The organism is Micromonospora chalcea (genome assembly GCF_028768405.1).
In the GTDB taxonomy this organism is placed as follows: Bacteria; Actinomycetota; Actinomycetes; order Mycobacteriales; family Micromonosporaceae; genus Micromonospora; species Micromonospora chalcea.
This window is the reverse complement of record NZ_CP118233.1, coordinates 6,082,603-6,099,701: the sequence shown is the minus strand read 5'-3', so window position 1 is coordinate 6,099,701 and position 17,099 is coordinate 6,082,603. Positions and strand designations below refer to the sequence as shown.

At 73.6% G+C, this 17,099-nt stretch carries 11 protein-coding genes; 5 read left to right on the top strand and 6 right to left on the bottom strand.

All coding sequences use genetic code 11. The annotated features are described in order from the left end of the window. Nucleotides 1-3 precede the first annotated feature (3 nt). A complete protein-coding gene (locus tag PVK74_RS27635) occupies nt 4-1,287 on the bottom strand; it encodes an ABC transporter substrate-binding protein (protein WP_069087623.1) in 1,284 nt (427 codons plus the stop codon). Between the two features lie 339 nt (nt 1,288-1,626). Here PVK74_RS27635 and PVK74_RS27630 point away from each other — a divergent pair, with 339 nt between their 5' ends. Beyond that, nucleotides 1,627-2,652: a LacI family DNA-binding transcriptional regulator gene (locus PVK74_RS27630; protein ID WP_064446989.1), complete on the top strand. Its 1,026-nt coding sequence runs from the start codon at nt 1,627-1,629 to the stop codon at nt 2,650-2,652. Between the two features lie 11 nt (nt 2,653-2,663). Here the strand turns inward: PVK74_RS27630 and PVK74_RS27625 are convergent, their stop codons facing one another. Further along, the gene (locus PVK74_RS27625) at nt 2,664-4,964 is read right to left on the bottom strand and encodes an EAL domain-containing protein (RefSeq protein ID WP_420800536.1); all 2,301 of its coding nucleotides are present in this window, start codon (nt 4,962-4,964) and stop codon (nt 2,664-2,666) included. A 436-nt stretch (nt 4,965-5,400) separates the two neighbouring features. Between PVK74_RS27625 and PVK74_RS27620 the strand changes: the two genes are divergently transcribed. Next, entirely contained in the window at nt 5,401-5,784 is a 384-nt protein-coding gene (locus PVK74_RS27620) for a PH domain-containing protein (RefSeq protein ID WP_069087620.1), read from the top strand. Here the strand turns inward: PVK74_RS27620 and PVK74_RS27615 are convergent. Beyond that, nucleotides 5,778-6,704 carry a 2-hydroxyacid dehydrogenase gene (locus tag PVK74_RS27615; RefSeq protein WP_064446986.1) on the bottom strand — a complete coding sequence of 309 codons (927 nt, stop codon included), beginning with the start codon at nt 6,702-6,704 and terminating at the stop codon, nt 5,778-5,780. The two genes, PVK74_RS27620 and PVK74_RS27615, sit on opposite strands and share 7 nt — an antisense overlap. 142 nt (nt 6,705-6,846) lie before the next feature. Here PVK74_RS27615 and PVK74_RS27610 point away from each other — a divergent pair, with 142 nt between their 5' ends. Genes PVK74_RS27610 through PVK74_RS27600 form a run of 3 tightly spaced genes read left to right on the top strand, consistent with a single transcriptional unit; the run spans nt 6,847 to nt 11,546 of the window. Further along, nucleotides 6,847-8,652 carry a SpoIIE family protein phosphatase gene (locus PVK74_RS27610; RefSeq protein ID WP_210871946.1) on the top strand — a complete coding sequence of 602 codons (1,806 nt, stop codon included), beginning with the start codon at nt 6,847-6,849 and terminating at the stop codon, nt 8,650-8,652. Nucleotides 8,653-8,697: 45 nt separating this feature from the next. Then, entirely contained in the window at nt 8,698-9,873 is a 1,176-nt protein-coding gene (locus PVK74_RS27605) for a PQQ-dependent sugar dehydrogenase (protein WP_043326037.1), read from the top strand. A 53-nt stretch (nt 9,874-9,926) separates the two neighbouring features. Beyond that, nucleotides 9,927-11,546, top strand: coding sequence for a metallophosphoesterase family protein (locus tag PVK74_RS27600; protein WP_104113640.1), 1,620 nt, complete (start codon nt 9,927-9,929; stop codon nt 11,544-11,546). Nucleotides 11,547-11,885: 339 nt separating this feature from the next. On the opposite strand, the gene PVK74_RS27595 is transcribed toward PVK74_RS27600, so the two are convergent. From PVK74_RS27595 to PVK74_RS27585, 3 genes are all read right to left on the bottom strand, one after another. Continuing rightward, nucleotides 11,886-14,243, bottom strand: a complete 2,358-nt coding sequence (locus PVK74_RS27595; protein ID WP_069087618.1) for a transketolase-like TK C-terminal-containing protein — start codon at nt 14,241-14,243, stop codon at nt 11,886-11,888. A gap of 111 nt (nt 14,244-14,354) precedes the next feature. Continuing rightward, nucleotides 14,355-15,848 (bottom strand): Asp-tRNA(Asn)/Glu-tRNA(Gln) amidotransferase subunit GatB, encoded by a 1,494-nt coding sequence (gatB, locus tag PVK74_RS27590; RefSeq protein WP_043326041.1) that lies wholly within the window; start codon nt 15,846-15,848, stop codon nt 14,355-14,357. A 100-nt stretch (nt 15,849-15,948) separates the two neighbouring features. Continuing rightward, entirely contained in the window at nt 15,949-17,097 is a 1,149-nt protein-coding gene (locus tag PVK74_RS27585; RefSeq protein ID WP_274477562.1) for a putative Ig domain-containing protein, read from the bottom strand. Nucleotides 17,098-17,099 lie beyond the last annotated feature (2 nt).

Genomic DNA, 17,099 nt, shown 5'->3' with positions numbered 1-17,099 from the left:
ACGTCAGGACTTCGCGGCCTTCTCGGCCTCCTTGACCGCCTCGTTCCAGGCGGCGTCGGACTTGAGCGACTTGTTCTCCACCCGCCGGATCACGTTCTCCACCGCCACCCGGGTCGGGCCGTTCTTGCGGCCCAGGTACTGCGGGGTGAGGCCCTGCGCCATCTTCGGGAAGATCTGGCCGACCGGGGCGTCGTTGAAGAACGGGTTCTTGAAGTCGGCGATGGCCGGGTCGGTGTAGAGCGCCGGCTGCGACGGCAGGTTGCCGACCTTCTTGAAGATCTCGATCTGCTGCTCCGGCGCGACCAGCCAGGTCAGCAGCTTGTACGCCTCGTCGACGTTCTTGCCCTGCTTCGGCAACGTCAGGAACGATCCGCCCCAGTTGCCGCCGCCACCCGGTACCGCGGCGATGTCCCACTTGCCCTCGGTGCCGGGCGCGGTGTCCTTGATGTGGCCGAGCATCCAGGCCGGGCAGGCGAGCACCGCGAACGCGCCGCTGGTGAAGCCCTTGTCCCAGTCGGCCTGGAAGCTGACCAGGTTCGCCGAGAGCCCGGCGCCGACGGCCTTGACCGTGTAGTCGAACGCGACTTTCGGGCCCTGCTCCATCCGGAGCTGGTCCTGCTCGTCGTAGAACCCGACCGGCTGCTGACCGAGGATCGGGTTGAACAGGTTGGTGCCGGCGTCGATGAACTTCTTCTTCGTCGTGGTGGTGTACTGCTGGCCGACCTCGATGAACCTGTCCCAGGTGGGCCAGAGCGCTGACACCTGGTCGCGTTCGGTGGGCAGGCCGGCGGCCTTGAACAGGTCGGTGCGGTAGCACATGGCCAGGCCGCCGACGTCGGTGCCGAGGCCGATCTGCGTCTTGCCGTCCGCCGACAGCGACTGCTTCCACTTCCAGGGCAGGTACTTGCTCTCGTACGAGCCGGCGCCCTTGTCGAGCAGGTTGACGAACTTGTCGGACTGGCTTCGGAACTGGACCATGAAGCCCTCGTCGATCGCCGCGATGTCCGGCGCGCCGTTGCCCGCGACGAGCTTCTTCTGCAGGTCCTCGTGCTGGGCGTTGTACTCGCCCGAGTTGAGCTGGATCTTGACGTTCGGATGTTCGGCCTCGTACCTGGCCTTGAGGTCCTGGAGCCCGAAGTCGCCCCAGAAGTTGATTTTCAGCGTGACCTGACCACCGGCCGGGTCGGAGCCGCCGGTGGTGCTCCGGCCGCTGCAGGCGGCGATCATGACCAGGCTGACGGCACCGACGGCGGTCACCCGCGCCAGGTGCGTCCAGGACCGTCTCATCTCATCCTCCGCGCCGAAATGGGAACGCTCCCGAATATCGAGAGACGTTGACTGAACCGGATAAGTGACGCCACCGTACGGTTCCCATTCACGACTGTCAACGGCCGGTTACCGATGTGCCGATCCGGTAACCTCGCCGCCGCTCACGACCACGCTGCGGGCGGTCTCGTCGGGTCCGCGCTCTAAGCTGAACCGCACAAGCGACTGCCGCCGGATGCGGTCCACCGATGCCGCCCGCGGCACCCGGACCCGGCACCGCGTGCAGTAGCGTCACCAGACGCCGGTGATCCGGCGACCGGAAGCGCCCGCGAGGGCCGGACACAGTGGAGGAACGCTCCGGTGAAGCGGCCGACCATCGCCGACGTCGCCCGGCGCGCCGGGGTCTCCAAGGGCGCGGTGTCGTACGCGCTCAACGGCCAGCCCGGCGTCTCCGAGGCGACCCGCCAGCGCATCCTCGCGATCGCCGCCGAGATCGGGTTCCGGCCCAGCAGCGCCGCCCGCGCGTTGTCCGGGGCGACCGCCAAGGCGGTCGGGCTGGCGCTGTGCCGCCCCGCCCGGATACTCGGCATCGAGCCGTTCTTCATGGAGCTGATCAGCGGCGTCGAGGCCGAGCTGTCGGCCCGCTCGTACGCGCTCACGCTCCAGGTGGTCAGCGACCAGGACGCCGAGATCGCGGTCTACCGGCGGTGGTGGGCCGAACGCCGGGTCGACGGCGTGCTCGTCTGCGACCTGCGCACCGACGACCGGCGGGTGCCGGCGCTGGAGGAGCTGCAACTGCCGGCGGTGGTGATCGGCGGCCCCGGCCACACCGGCGGCCTCGCGAGCGTCTGGGCCGACGACGCGGCGGCGCTGGTCGAGACGGTGGAGTACCTGGTCGCGCTCGGCCACCGGCGCATCGCCCGGGTCGGCGGGCTGCCCTCGCTGCTGCACACCGAGATCCGCACCGAGGCGTTCACCGGCGTGTGCCGGCGGCTCGGGCTGGAGGAGGCGCAGACGGTCTGGTCCGACTACACCGGCGAGGAGGGCGCGCGGGCGACCCGCCGGCTGCTCAGCTCCGCCGCCCGCCCCACCGCGGTGATCTACGACAACGACGTGATGGCGATCGCCGGGCTCTCGGTGGCCCAGGAGATGGGCCTCACCGTCCCCGGCGACCTGTCCATCGTGGCCTGGGACGACTCGCCGCTCTGCCGGCTGGTGCACCCGCCGCTGACCGCGCTGGGCCGGGACATCCCGGCGTACGGCGCGCACGCCGCCCGGCAGCTCCTCGCCGTGATCGCGGGTGAGCCGGCCGCCGTGGTCCAGGACGAGACCGCGCACCTCACGCCGCGCGGCAGCACGGCCCCACCTCGTACGACGGACCGCTGAACCGGTTCAGCTCAGCGGGCGGCGGACGGGAACTCCTCGAACCACGCCTCGACCCGCTCGGCGGTCGCCGGGCGGGCCAGCGCGAAGCCCTGCCCGTACCGGCAGCCGGCCCGGCGCGCGCCCGCCACCTGGCCCTCCGACTCCAGCTCCTCGACCACCAACTCGACCCCGAGCCGGTCGGCCAGGTTCGCCACCACGTCGATGAGCGGACGCTGCCCGTCCCCACCCGGCCGGACCAGATGCGGGCCCACCTTGAGCAGGTCGATCGGCAGGCGGCGGAGCTGGGCGAGCGAGGCGTGCTCGGCGCGGAAGTCGTCGAGCGCGGTCCGCACGCCGATCGAGCGGAGACCCGCGAGCCGGGCCACCACAGTGGACAACTCGGCGCCCACCCCCGGCTCGGCCACCTCCACCACCAGCCGCTCCGGCGACACGTCGTACGCGGCCAGCGCGGTCGCCGTACGCGCCACGAAGTCCGGCGCGGCCAGCTCACGCGGCGTCACGTTGACAGCCATCCACAGCTCCCGGCCGCCCCCCGACCACGCGGCGAGTTGGCGGCAGGCCCGGTCCACCACCCACCGCCCGATCTCGCCGACCAGATCGAGGTCGGCCGCCACCGGCAGCAACTCCGCCGGCAGCACGGTGCCCAGCGTGGGACTGCGCCAGCGCAGCAACGCCTCGGTGCCGACCGGTGTCCGCTCCGCGAGCGCCACCACCGGCTGGTAGACCAGGTCCAGCTCACCGCGCGCCACCGCGCCGGGCAGCTCCCGTTCCAGATCCAGGCGCCGGACCAGTTGCTCCTCCAGGTAGGCGTCGTACCACTCGACCCGGTCCCGGCCGAGCTGCACCGCCCGGCGGCGGGCCAGGTCGGCCTGACGCAGCACGTCCTCCGGCTCGCCGCTTCCGGTCTCGGCCAGCCCGACGCTCACCCGCACCCGGGCCACCCCGCCCGGCCGCGGGTACGGCTCGGTCAGCGCCGCCAGCAGCCGGGTGCCGAGCGCGTACGCCAGCACCGGCCCGACATCGGTGAGGACCGCGTACTCGGCGTCGCCCAGCCGGGCGACCAGGTCGTGCGCCTCGACGCCGGCTCGGAGCCGGCGCGCGACCTCGGTGAGCACCGGCCCCTCCGGCACGGCCGCGCCCTCGCCGTGCAGGTCGACCACGAGCAGGGCGCCACCGCTGCGCTGCGCCAACGCCCGGACCAGATCCGCGCGCGTCAGTGGCGCGGGCTCGACGGCCCGGGCATCAGGCCCGAGCCTGCGCCGCAGCCACGCCTCCCGGGCCGCCAGTCGTTGCACGCGGCGACGCTGGTCCGCGGCGGCGAGCAGCTCACCCACCATGATCGGCGGAACGACCGTCAGGCCCAGGGCCATCGCGCCGGTGCTGAACTCCCCCACCACGCACAGATGGACACCGGCGGCCAGCGCGGCGATCCCGGCCGGCGCGGTGAGGCGGGGCCAGGCGGCCGGCGCCACGTCCCGGTCCGGCCGCTCCCCGGCCCAGGCACGCCGGAGGCCCGCGACGGTCAGCAGCGCCCCCGCCAGCAGCGGCGCTGCGACGACCGGCAGCGCCCGGTCCGGCGCGCCGTACGCCAGCAGCACCACAAGCAGCGTCAGCCCGCCGAGCGTCAGCGCGGCCCCGGCGTGACAGCGTGCGGCGCCCGGCCGGCGGTGACGTTCGGCGAGGGCCACCACCACGAGCACGGCCAGCACCACCGCGCCGCCCGACGCGGCGATCCCGGCGGCGGCCGGGACCGGGCCGCCCGGCAGCAGCATCCAGCCGGCGAAGACCAGGCTGACGCCGAGCGCGAGCACGTCGACGGTACGGCGTACCAGCTCGGGCCCGGACAGCCGGGACCGCCCGGGCAGGCGCAGCAGCGCCGTCACGTACAGCGGCGCGGTGAGGCACAGCCCGGTCAGCGCGATCGGCAGCCGGTACGCGGGATCACTCAGCGGCAGCACCGCCACGGAGAGCCCGGCGACCAGGACGGCGGCGTCGAGGATCGCGGCGACCCGGCGGGACAACGCGACCCGGCGCGCCTGCCGCCCGGTCGTCACGCCCGGCGCAATGACGTCCCGGCGCTCGGGTGGGCCGGTTTCGGCGCTCCGGGCTGGTGATTCGGCGGTTCGGGCGTCGACGGTCGGCGGCGCGTTCGGGGCGAGGTCGCTCGGAGCGGGCAGCGCTCCGCCGGCCAGCCAGGCGAGCCGGACGCAGGCGAGCGCGGATCCACCGGCGACGGCGAGCGCGGTCGCGGCCGGACCGGGTAGGAGCCCGGCGACGCCCGCCAGGAGAAAGACCGCGCCGGTGAGCGACACGGCGACATCGGGCAGGGGTGGCCGCCGACGGGGACCGGCGGGAGGAGGGACGGGCACGGCGGTCGCCTTCGTGAGGGGGCACGGGGGCGGTGCGGTTGCGGTTCGCGGTAACGACGTGCGGGGTCGGGGCGGGCGGGACGCATCGGCGGGGACCGCTGCGGCCACGCCTAGAAACGATCCCGGAAGCGCCCGGTGACGTCATCCCACCAGTGACATCCGTCACACCCCAGCCTCCCGACGAGATCTCGGAAGCAAAGGGCCACCATGAGGACCGTTTCCTTCCAAGATCTCCATCGCACGACCCGCCCGCGCCAGATCTTGGTACGCAGTCGCCCTCGGGAGGGCGGAGACGTACCAAGATCTCCGGGGTTGGCGGGGTTGGCGGGGCTGCCGGGGCGCGGGGTGGCGGGAGTCGGCCGGGTGGGATCATCGGAGGGTGAGCCGTGCCGATACCGTCCGTTTCCGACACAACCAGGCCATCCTGGTCGCCGCGATCGTCGCCACCATCGGCGCGCTGCCGCTGGCCTCCGCCCGCTGGTGGCTGCTCTGGGTGCTGCTCGTCCCGCTCACCGTCGCGGTCTGGGCGTGGCGCGCCGGCACCGACGCCGACGCCTCGGAACTGCGGCTGCGGGCGATCGCCGGGCAACGCCGGGTGCCGTGGACGCGCGTCACCGAACTGGCCGGCGACGCCCGGGGCCGCGCGCTCGCCCGGCTCGACGACGGCGAGGTGGTGATGCTGCCGGCGGTACGCGCCACCGAGCTGCCCCACCTGATCGCCGTCACCGGGCAGGAGCTGCCCGGTGAGGCGAGCGCTCAGTAGCCGTCGACCACCCGGTTCGTCAGCTCCTCCCCGGCCACGTGCCGGCGTAGCTGCTCGGCCACCAGGCGGTACGCCCGGGGCAGCAGACCGCGTACCGAGCCGCCGATGTGCGGGGTGAGCAGCAGGTTCGGCAGCTCCCACAGGGGATGGTCGGCGGGCAGCGGCTCCGGGTCGGTGACGTCCACCGCCGCCCGCAGCCGCCCCGAGGTCAGCTCGGCGAGCAACGCGGGGGTGCTGACCACCGGCCCCCGTGCGGCGTTCACCAGCAACGCGCCGTCCGGCATCGCGGCCAGGAACTTCTCGTCGACAAGCCCCCGGGTCCGGTCGGTCAGCGGCACCAGCAGCACCACCACGTCCGCCTCCGGCAGCAGGGCGGGCAGCTCGTCCACCCCGTGCACACCCTGGTCCGGGCGCGGCGTACGGGCCACCAGCGTGAAGCTCACCTCGAACGGGGCGAGCCGGTCGCGCACCGCCGTGCCGATCGAGCCGGCGCCCACGATCAGCACGCGCTTGCCGGCCAGTTCGTCGGTCGGCGCCACCTCGTCGTACGCCCACTCGCGCCGCGCTTGCGCCCGGGCCAGCGGCGCGAACCCGCGCAGCGAGGCGAGGATCGCGGCCACCACCCACTCGGCGGTGGGCGAGTCGTGCACGCCCCGGGCGTCGCAGAGCGTCACACCGTCCGGGACGCGCCCCACCCAGGCGTCCGCGCCGGCGGAGAGCAGCTGCACCACCTCGACGTCCGGCAGGCGGGCCAGGAACGCGCCGGCGTCCGGGCCGGACAGGAACGGCGGCACCCAGAACCGCACCCCGGCCGGGGACGACGGGGGCCGTTCCGGGTCCTCCAGCAGCTCCACGGTGACGCCGGGCGGCAGCTCGCCGAGCAGCCGGAGGCCTTCGGGGTGCGGGATCCATGCCTTCACGACCGCCGACCATATCGGCAGCCCCGGGCCGGCATGGCGTGGGCCGTGACGAACGCCCCGCCCGGGGTCGATTGACAGTGCAGCGGGGTATAACCGAGGACGGGATGCCGGTCGGGTGTTCCGCTTGCTGAGGGCGGTGGCGATGAGCGAGGACGGCCGGGGCCGGGTGGCCGTGCCGATTGCCGCGCTCACCGATCCCGACCGGTTGCGTGCGCTCGACGAGACGCGGCTCGACGCCGTACCCGACGAGGCGTTCGACAGGTTCGCCCGCCTGGTCGGCGACCTGCTCGACGTGCCGGTCGCGCTGGTCTCCCTGGTCGACGCCGACCGGCAGTTCTTTCCCGGCGCGACCGGGCTGCCGGAGCCCTGGGCGGCGCGCCGGCAGACACCGCTGAGCCACTCGTTCTGCCAGCACGTCGTCGACATCGAGATGCCGCTGGTGCTGCCCGACGCCCGCCTCTACCCCCGGGTACGCCTCAACCTGGCCATCGAGGACCTGGGCGTGGTGGCGTACGCCGGAATGCCGCTCACCGACCTGGACGGGCGGGTGCTCGGCTCGCTCTGCGCGATCGACAGCAAGCCCCGGGCCTGGACCCCCGAGCAGCTGCGTACGCTCGCCGACCTGGCCGCCGCGTGCTCCTCGGAGCTGCGGCTGCGCATCGCGGTCCGCGGCGCCGAGCAGGCCCGCCGCCGCGCCGAGGAGGCGCACGACCGGCTCGCCATGCTGGCCGGGATGAGCGAGATGCTCGGCGGCACGCTCGACGTGGCCACTGCCGTCGACCGGCTCGGGCACGCGATGGTGCCGCTGCTCGCCGACTGGTGCCTGATCACGCTCGTCGACCCGGCGGGCCGCCCGCGCACCGTCACCGGCGTACACCGGGACGCCGAACGCGGGGGCGACCTGGCCCGCTTCGCCGAGTTGCTGACGACCGGCCTCAGCGCGGAGTCGCAGATCCGTTCGGTGCTGCGTACCGGGCGGCCGGCGGTGCGGGCCGTGGCCGGACTGGACGACGTGGCGCGCGGCACCACGCGCCCGGAGCTGGTGCCGCTCGCCGACCGGCTCGGCATCGGCTCCCACCTGACCGTGCCGATCACCGCCGCCGGGGACCGGGTGATCGGGGCTGTCACCCTCGTCAACCGCCAGGGGCGGCGCGGTTTCGACGACAGCGACCTGCGCACCGCGCAGGACATCGGAGTACGCGCCGGACAGGCGGTCGGCAACAGCCGCCTCTACGGTGAGCAGCGCCACGTCGCCGAGGTGCTCCAGCACAGCATGCTGCCCACCCTGCCGACGGTGCCGGGGATCGAGCTGGCCGCCCGCTACCTGCCGGTCGCGGACCGGGTCGAGGTGGGCGGTGACTGGTACGACGCGTTCGTCCAGCCCGACGGCGAGCTGGTGGCCGCGATCGGTGACGTCGCCGGTCACGACATCGAGGCGGCGGCCACCATGGGCCAGTTGCGCAACCTGGTGCGCGGCAACGCGTACGGGCGCGACGACCCGGTGGAGTTGCTGGTGGCGCAGCTCGACCGGGCGATGGGCGGGCTGCGGGTGCCCACCGTCGCCACCGCGGTGCTGGCCCGGATCCGCCCGGACGGGGACGGGCTGCGGGTCTCCTGGTGCAACGCCGGGCATCCCCCACCGGTGCTGGTCCGGGCGGACGGCACGGTCTCGGTCGCCGAGGGACGCGGGCCGCTGCTCGGCCTGGCCCGGGCGCCCCGGCGTACCGGCCGGACACTGGTCCTCGCCCCGGGCGACACGCTGCTGCTGCACACCGACGGGCTGATCGAGCGCCGGGACCGGTCGATCGACGAGGGACAGGCCGACCTGCTCGCCCATCTCCGCGCCGACGGGCCGGGCGCACCGCTGGACCTGCTCTGCGACCGGCTGCTCGCCGCCGCCCACCGCCGTGAGGACGACGTGGCCCTGCTCGCCCTGCGTGCCGGCTGAGCTGAGCGGCCCGGTTCGGCGCTTCGCCCGGCTAGGCTGGGCCGGGTGAGAGCGCGTCTTCCGTACCCCCGTGCCCGCCGGCTCCGCACGGCGCTGGCGGTGTCCTGCGCGGCGCTGCTGCTGGGCAGCGCCGGTTGCGCCCTCGGCGAGCCCGAGCCGGACCCGGCCGGCGCGCCGCCCAACCTGCCGAGCCCGTCCAGTACCGCCAGCCCGGGTGGGGCCGGCCAGCAGGTGGTCGCCACCGTGCTGGCCAAGGGCCTGGAGGTGCCGTGGGGCATCGCGTTCCTGCCCGACGGCGCGGCGCTGGTGACCGAGCGGGACAAGGGGCGGATCCTTCAGGTCGGCCCGGAGTCCGGCCCGGACGGGCTGGCCGTGCGGCCGGTGCAGACCGTGCCGGACGTGGCCGCCGGCGGCGAGGGCGGTCTGCTCGGCATCGCGGTCTCGCCGGCGTACGAGCGGGACCGGACGATCTTCGTCTACTACACCGCCGAGAACGACAACCGGATCGCCAAGATGCGGCTCGGGCAGGCGCCGACGCCGATCCTGACCGGCATCCCGAAGGCCGGCACGCACAACGGCGGCGGGCTGGGCTTCGGCCCGGACGGTCTCCTCTACGCCAGCACCGGCGACGCCGGGCGCACCGAGAACGCCCAGGACGCGAAGAGCCTCGGCGGCAAGATCCTGCGGATCACCCCGGACGGCAAGCCGGCGCCGGGCAACCCGACCGCCGGGTCGCCGGTCTGGTCGACCGGGCACCGCAACGTGCAGGGCTTCGCCTGGACGCCGGACAAGAAGATGTACGCGGTGGAGTTCGGGCAGAACACCTGGGACGAGATCAACCCGATCAACAAGGGCGGCAACTACGGGTGGCCCCGGGTGGAGGGGCGCAGCGACGACAGGCGCTACGTCAACCCGATCACGCAGTGGCCCACCGGTGACGCCTCCTGCTCCGGCCTGGCCGCCGTGGATCGGCTGCTGGTCGCCGCCTGCCTGCGCGGGCAACGGCTGTGGCTGGTGGAGCTGGCCGGCAACGGGACCGTCCTCGGTCAGCCGCGCGACCTGCTCAACGACAAGTACGGCCGGCTCCGGGCGGCGGCGGTGGCCCCGGACGGCTCGCTCTGGGTGAGCACCTCGAACCGGGACGGGCGGGGCCGGCCCGCCGCCGAGGACGACCGCCTCCTGCGGCTGGTCTTCGCCGACGGGGGCGCCGGCCGGAGCTGATCCGGGTCGGCAGGTTTGTCAAGATCGCTCAAGGGGCAGGTCAGGATCTCAGCATGGACGGCCACGACAACGAAGAGCACCGCGCGGGGGACGAGACGTCGCCCGGGCGCGGGCCTGCCCGCCGCTGGACGGCGTGGCGGCCGGGTCACCGGCTGCGCCGGCTGGGTGTCGTGCTGGCCCTGTTCGCGGTCACGCTCGGCGGCATCGTGGTCGGCACGTACGCGGGCGGCCACGTCGGCACCGACATCGGCCCGTTCCGTGCCGAGCTGAAGCTCAGCCCGTCGCTGAGCGGCGGCACCACCGTCGACATCCCGCCGCTGGGCGCGTTGCTGCTGGACAGCCACGACGGGCCGGCGTACCTGACCGTCGAGGTGGGCGCGCTCGACCAGGGGCGCACCGAGGCGCTGATCGACGACCCGGCCAGCATCAGCCGGGCCAGCCAGTCGGCCGTGCAGGACGTCCGCGACGGCGTGATGCGGCTCGGGCTGCGTACGCTCGCCTCGGCGGTCCTGGCCACGCTGATCCTGGCCGCGCTGGTCTTCCGCGACGTGCGCCGTACCGCCTGGGCCGGCGGCCTGGCGCTCGTCATCACCGCCGGCAGCCTCGGAGTGGCCGCGACGACGCTGCGTCCGCAGGCGATCGAGGAGCCACGGTACGAGGGCCTGCTGGTGAACGCGCCCGCGATCGTCGGTGACGCGCGGCGGATCGCCAACGACTACACCAAGTACGCCGAGCAGTTGCAGCGGCTGGTCGGCAACGTCAGCAAGCTGTACACCACGGTCTCCGCGCTGCCGGTGGTGCAGCCGTCGCCGGGCACCACCCGGGTCCTGCACGTGTCGGACATGCACCTCAACCCGACCGGCTGGCAGTTGATCCGTACCGTGGTCGAGCAGTTCGGCATCGACGTGGTCATCGACACCGGCGACATGACCGACTGGGGCAGCGAGCCGGAGGCGTCCTTCGTCGGCTCGATCGGCCTGCTCAAGAAGCCGTACGTGTTCATCCGCGGCAACCACGACTCGCCGCGCACCGCCGCCGCGGTGGCCCAGCAGCCGAACGCGATTGTGCTGAACAACTCGATCACGACGGTGGGCGGGCTGACCATCGCCGGCATCGGCGACCCCCGCTTCACTCCGGACAAGGAGACCTCACCGGCCGGCAGCGGCCTCACCGCCGCCGTCGCCGACCAGGTGATCGGCGCCGGCGAACAGCTCGCCGCGACGGTCGAGAAGTCGCCGCGCAAGGTCGACATCGCGCTCGTGCACGATCCCGCCTCGGCCGGCCCGCTCTCCGGCACCTGCCCGCTGGTGCTCTCCGGGCACACCCACGCCCGGCAGGTGTCGAAGCTGCCGGAGGTGCCCGGCAAGCAGCCGACCACGCTGATGGTGGAGGGCTCGACCGGCGGGGCCGGGCTGCGCGGCCTGGAGGGCGAGAAGCCGACGCCGCTGACCATGACGGTGCTCTACTTCGACCAGCAGAAGCTGCTCCAGGCCTACGACGAGATCACCGTGGGCGGGACCGGGCAGTCGCAGGTCAACCTGGAGCGGCACGTCATCCGCGACCCGGCCAAGGGCGACCAGGTGCCGGTCACCCCGACCCCGACCCGGGGACCCTCCGAGTCGCCGTCGCCGGGTACGACCACCCTGAGCCCCACCGCCACCCCCACCCGCTGACCGTCCGGGCGTTCTCCGGCCGCCTGCCGCGCGGACGCCCGGTCACCGCGTGTCACCGACCCGTCCGGCACTGGCATGTCCTGCTGCCGCCTTTGCTCTGCAGCCATCGGCGCGGCAGGCACCGGGAGTGACCGCACGGACGGCCGCGCGCCGCGGGCACTCTTCGCCGCACCCCAGCTCAGGGCGATGCTGCGGGTGTGGCTGCAGAGCAAAGGCGGCGAGAGGCGATCGCCCGGGTCGCCGGAGACGGTCACTCTCAGCAATCGGGCCAATCTGTCACGTTCCGTGACCACCACGGCCTGCCGCGCCGCCGGGTCGAGCCGGACCAGCCCGGCGCGGTCAGCGCAGCGCGATCGCGGCCAGCGCGGCGTTGACGATGCTGCCCGGCAGCAGGTCGTGCAACTCGTACAGCTCCCGGACGTTGCCGGACTGGCCGAACTCGTCCACGCCGAGCGGCACCGCCGGGGCGCCGACCGCCGAGCCGAGCCAGGCCATCGCGTGCGAGGCCGCGTCGTGCACGGTGACCACCGGCACCCGGTCGGCGAAAGCCGACCGCAGCGCGCCGGGCACGCTCGGCACCGTCGCGGTCCGCACACCTTGACGCAGCGTCCGCTGCCACGCCCGGTAGAGGCGGTCCAGGCTGGTCACGTCCACGACGTGCGCGGCCACGCCCTCCTCCGCCAGCTCCGCGGCGGCGGCGAGCACCTCCGGCAGCACCGCGCCGGAGGCCGCGAGCTGCACGACCGGGGCGTCAGCCAGATCGGGGTACGCCTGGTGCGCGTCGACGAGCCGGTACGCGCCGGCCACCACCTGCCGCCGCAGCACCGCGTCCCCGAGCCGGGTCCGGGCCGCCTCGAACGGGGCCTGGTCGATCGGCCGGGTGCTGAGCCGGAAGTAGTACGCCCCGTCCTCGGCCGGCGCGGCGGTGGCGGCGGGCGCGGCGCCACCGGCGATCTGCCCGAGCGCGTCGCAGAGCAGCCAGTCGAGGCTGCCGGCGTACGCGGGCTCCAGGAACGTCACGCCGGGCAGCTCCAGGCCGACCGACGCGGTGATGGTGGACTGGTGCGCGCCGCCCTCCGGGGCCAGCGTGATGCCGGACGGGGTGCCGGCCACCACGAACCGGGAACCGGAGTACGTCCCGTAGAGGAACGCGTCGAGACCGCGCAGCACGAACGGGTCGTAGACGGTGCCCACCGGCAGCAGCGGCTGGCCGGACAGGTCCCACGACAGGCCGAGCTGGCCCAGCAGCAGGAACAGGTTCATCTCCGAGATGCCCAGCTCGATGTGCTGCCCGGCGGGGCTCTCGGTCCAGCGCAGCATCCGGTCCTCGGTCCAGGAGCGCTGCTCGGTCGGCGCGAACACGCCCGTCTTGTTGATGAACCCGGCCAGGTTGGTCGAGGTGGCCACGTCCGGCGCGGTGGTCACCAGGTAGGGCGCCACCTGCGGATCGCGGGCCAGGTCGACCAGCACCCGGCCGAAGACCTCCTGGGTGGAGACCGGCTTGTTCGCGCGTACCCGCGTGGTTTCCGGAACGGTGACGCCCAGCGCCCGCTCGCGCGGCGGGCGGGACAGCGCCTCCCGGCGCTCGCCGGCCCGGATGCCGGCCGGGGACGCCGGGTCGAGGCGGTCCCACTCGGTCTCCGGGGTCAGGCCCTGCGCGGCGCGCAGCGCGTCGACCTGTTCGGTGGTGAGCAGCGCCGAGTGGTTGCGCGGGTTGCCGGCGATGGGCAGACCCCAGCCCTTGACCGTGTACGCGAACACGACGCTGGGCCGGTCGGTCACCGCGTCGCACTGGGCGTACGCGTCGAGCATCGCCTGCGCGTCGTGGCCGCCCAGGTCGGTGACGAGCGGGCCCAGCTCGTCGTCGCCGATGTCGGCCACGAACGCGGCCACCTCGGCCGGCGCGCCGTCCAGGAACTGCTTGCGCAGCGCCGGGCCGGCCAGCCCGAACAGCGACTGGTACTGCTCGTTGGGCATCCGGTCGATCCAGTCGCGCAGCGCCGCGCCACCCGGCCGGGCGTACGCCTCGGCGAGCTTGCGGCCGTACTTGACCTCCACGACGTGCCAGCCGGCCGCCTCGAACTGGCCGCGCCACTGGTTGATCCGGATGCCGGGGACGACCCGGTCCAGCGACTGCCGGTTGAAGTCGACGAGCCACATCACGTTGCCCAGGCCGGTGGTGGCCGGGTCGGCGACCGCCTCCCAGATGTTGCCCTCGTCCAGCTCGGCGTCGCCGATGATGGCGACGAACCGGGAGTGCGGGCGCGCGCCGAAGTGCGCGTCGACGTAGCGGCGGGTCACGGCGGCGAACAGCGGCGCGGCGGCGCCCAGGCCGACCGAGCCGGTGGAGAAGTCCACCTCGTCCGGGTCCTTGGTCCGCGACGGGTACGACTGGAGGCCGCCGCGCGCCCGCAGCTTCGGCAGGTACGACTTGTCGAGGTTGCCGAGCAGGTACTGGATGGCGTGGAACACCGGCGAGGCGTGCGGCTTGACCGCGACCCGGTCCTCGGCGTCGAGGTGCTGGAACCAGAGCGCGGTCATCGCTGTCACCAGGGAGGCGCTCGAGGCCTGGTGGCCGCCGACCTTCACCCCGTCGCCGGTGTCGCGGTCGTGGTTGGCCGCGTCGACGATGCGGGTGGCGAGCCAGAGCACCCGGCGCTGGATCTCGTCGAGGACGTCGAGGTCGTGCTGGTTCACGGTGACTCCATCCGGGCGTCGCCGTTGACGCCCACTGAGTGGGGGTGAGGCGTTAGGAAGGGCCCCTTCCCATGCACCAGGCGTTAAGAAGGGGCCCTTCCTTACAACACGTCAGGCGCCGAGGCGCGCCAGGATCAGCTCGCGGACCGTCTTCGCGTCCGCCTGGCCGCGGGTGGTCTTCATGACCGCGCCGACCAGCGCGCCGGCCGCCGCGACCTTGCCGCTGCGGATCTTGTCGGCCACGTCCGGGTTGGCGGCGATCGCCTCGTCCACGGCGGCGGTGAGCGCGCCGGTGTCCGAGACGACCTCCAGGTTGCGGTTGGTCATGATCTCGGTCGGCGAGCCCTCGCCGGCCACCACGCCCTCCAGCACGGTACGGGCCAGCTTGTCGTTGAGCTTGCCCGCGTCGACAAGGCCCTGCAGCTCGGCGACCTGGGCCGGGGTGGCGCCCACGTCGGCCAGCTCCACGCCGGTCTCGTTGGCGCGGCGGGACAGCTCACCCAGCCACCACTTGCGGGCCGCCGCGGGGGTCGTGCCGGCGGCCACTGTCGCCTCGATCAGCTCGACCGCGCCGGCGTTCACCACCGACTGCATGTCGAGGTCGGACAGGCCCCACTCCTGCTGGATCCGCTTGCGGCGCAGCCGCGGCAGCTCCGGCAGGGCGGCCTTCAGCTCGGCCACCCACGCGGTGTCCGGGGCGAGCGGCACGAGGTCCGGCTCCGGGAAGTACCGGTAGTCGGTGGCGGTCTCCTTGGACCGGCCCGACGTGGTGTCGCCGGTGTCCTCGTGGAAGTGCCGGGTCTCCTGGGTGATCCGGCCACCGGCCTCCAGCACGGACGCCTGGCGCAGCATCTCCGAGCGCACCGCCCGCTCGACCGAGCGCAGCGAGTTGACGTTCTTGGTCTCGGTGCGGGTGCCCCACTCCTCGCCCGGCCGGTTCAGCGACGTGTTGACGTCGCAGCGCAGCGAGCCCTCCTCCATCCGCACGTCGGAGACGCCGAGGGAGCGGATCACGTCGCGCAGCTCGGCGACGTACGCGCGGGCGACCTCGGGCGCGAGCGCGCCGGTGCCGGGGATGGGCTTGGTGACGATCTCGACCAGGGGGATGCCGGCCCGGTTGTAGTCGACGAGCGACTCGGTGGCGCCGTGGATGCGGCCGGTGGCGCCGCCGACGTGCAGCGTCTTGCCGGTGTCCTCCTCCAAGTGCACCCGCTCGATGCCGATGCGCACCAGCTCGCCGTTGACCTCGACGTCCAGGTACCCGTCGAAGCACAGCGGCTCGTCGTACTGGCTGATCTGGAAGTTCTTCGGCATGTCCGGGTAGAAGTAGTTCTTCCGGGCGAACCGGCACCATTCGGCGATCGAGCAGTTGAGCGCCAGCCCGATCCGGATGGTCGCCTCGATGGCGGCCTTGTTCGCCACCGGCAGCGAGCCGGGCAGGCCGAGGCAGACCGGGCAGACCCGGGTGTTCGGCTCGCCGCCGAAGTCGGTCGGGCAGCCGCACCACATCTTGGTGTTCGTGCCCAGCTCGACGTGGGTCTCCAGGCCGATCACCGGTTCGAAGCGCGCGACGACCTCGTCGTACGCGGGCAGTGTCGTCGTCATCTGAGCTCCAGGCACGATCCGGACAGAACCATTCCAGCCTAATCGGCTGGCCCGGCCACCCCGCTGCCGGGCTTCGAGATCACCGCGCGGGGCCCGGGCGTCACTCGGGTGTGGTGAAGGTCCGCCGCCGGTTGTACGCCAGCACGAGCAGGATGCCGCCGATGGAGAAGGCCACGATGCTCAACAGCAGCAGCACGAGCGGCGAACCCGGCCCGGTGATCGGCAGCCACGCGCCGCTCACCTTCGACGGCGAGGCCGTCGGCAGGGGCGCCGAGGTGCTGCTCTCCGACGGTGTGGCGGCCGGGTCGTCAGGGGTCGGCGTAACAGTCGGGTCGGCCGGGTCGGGCGTCGAGCCGGTCGGGGACGCCGTCGGGGTGCCCGGGTTGCGGGCGGCGACGGTCAGCGACACCTGCTTCATGGCGCTGGTGCTGTAACCCTTCGCCGCGACCGTGAAGGCGAACGTGCCGGCGCTGCCCGGGGTGCCGCTGAGCTTGCCCTCCCCGTCGAGGGTGAGGCCGTCCGGCAGGGCCCCGGCCGCCAGGGAGAACACGATGTCCGAGTCACCGGCGGCGGTGAACCGGAAGGAGTAACGCTTGCCGACGGTGGCGGCGGGCGGGTCGCCGGAGGTGAACGCGGCTGCCGCCTCGGCGACCACGATGGTGGCGTCCTGCTCGTCGAAGCGGTCGTTCTTGTCGGTCATCCGCAGCGTGAACGTGTACGTCCCCGCGGTGGTCGGTGAACCCCCGAGCGACGTACCCACCACGAGCATCCCCGGCGGCAGACTGCCCGAGACCACCGACAACCGGTACGGCCCGGTGCCGCCGGTGGCCTCGACCGTGTGGATCGCGTACACCCGGCCCAGGTACATGGGCGACCGGGGCTTGCCCGACGTGATGACGACCTTGGGTTCGCGCACCTCGATCGTCGCCGTCTGCTCGTCGAAGAGGTCGTTCTGGTCGGTCATCCGCAGCGTGAACGTGTACGTGCCGGGCGTCGTCGGCGCACCACCCAGCGACGTACCCACCACGAGCATTCCCGGCGGCAGACTGCCCGAGGTCACCGACAGCCGGTACGGCGCGGTCCCGCCTGTGGCCTCGACGGTGTGGATCGCGTAGACCTGCCCGATGACCATGACCGACCGGGGTTTGCCCGAGGTGATGGTGACGGCCTCGGTGGCGACGGTGGCCGGTTGCGCGGCGGCCGGCTGCCCGGCGCCCAGCAGCAACGCGACGACCATCGTCAGGGCCATGA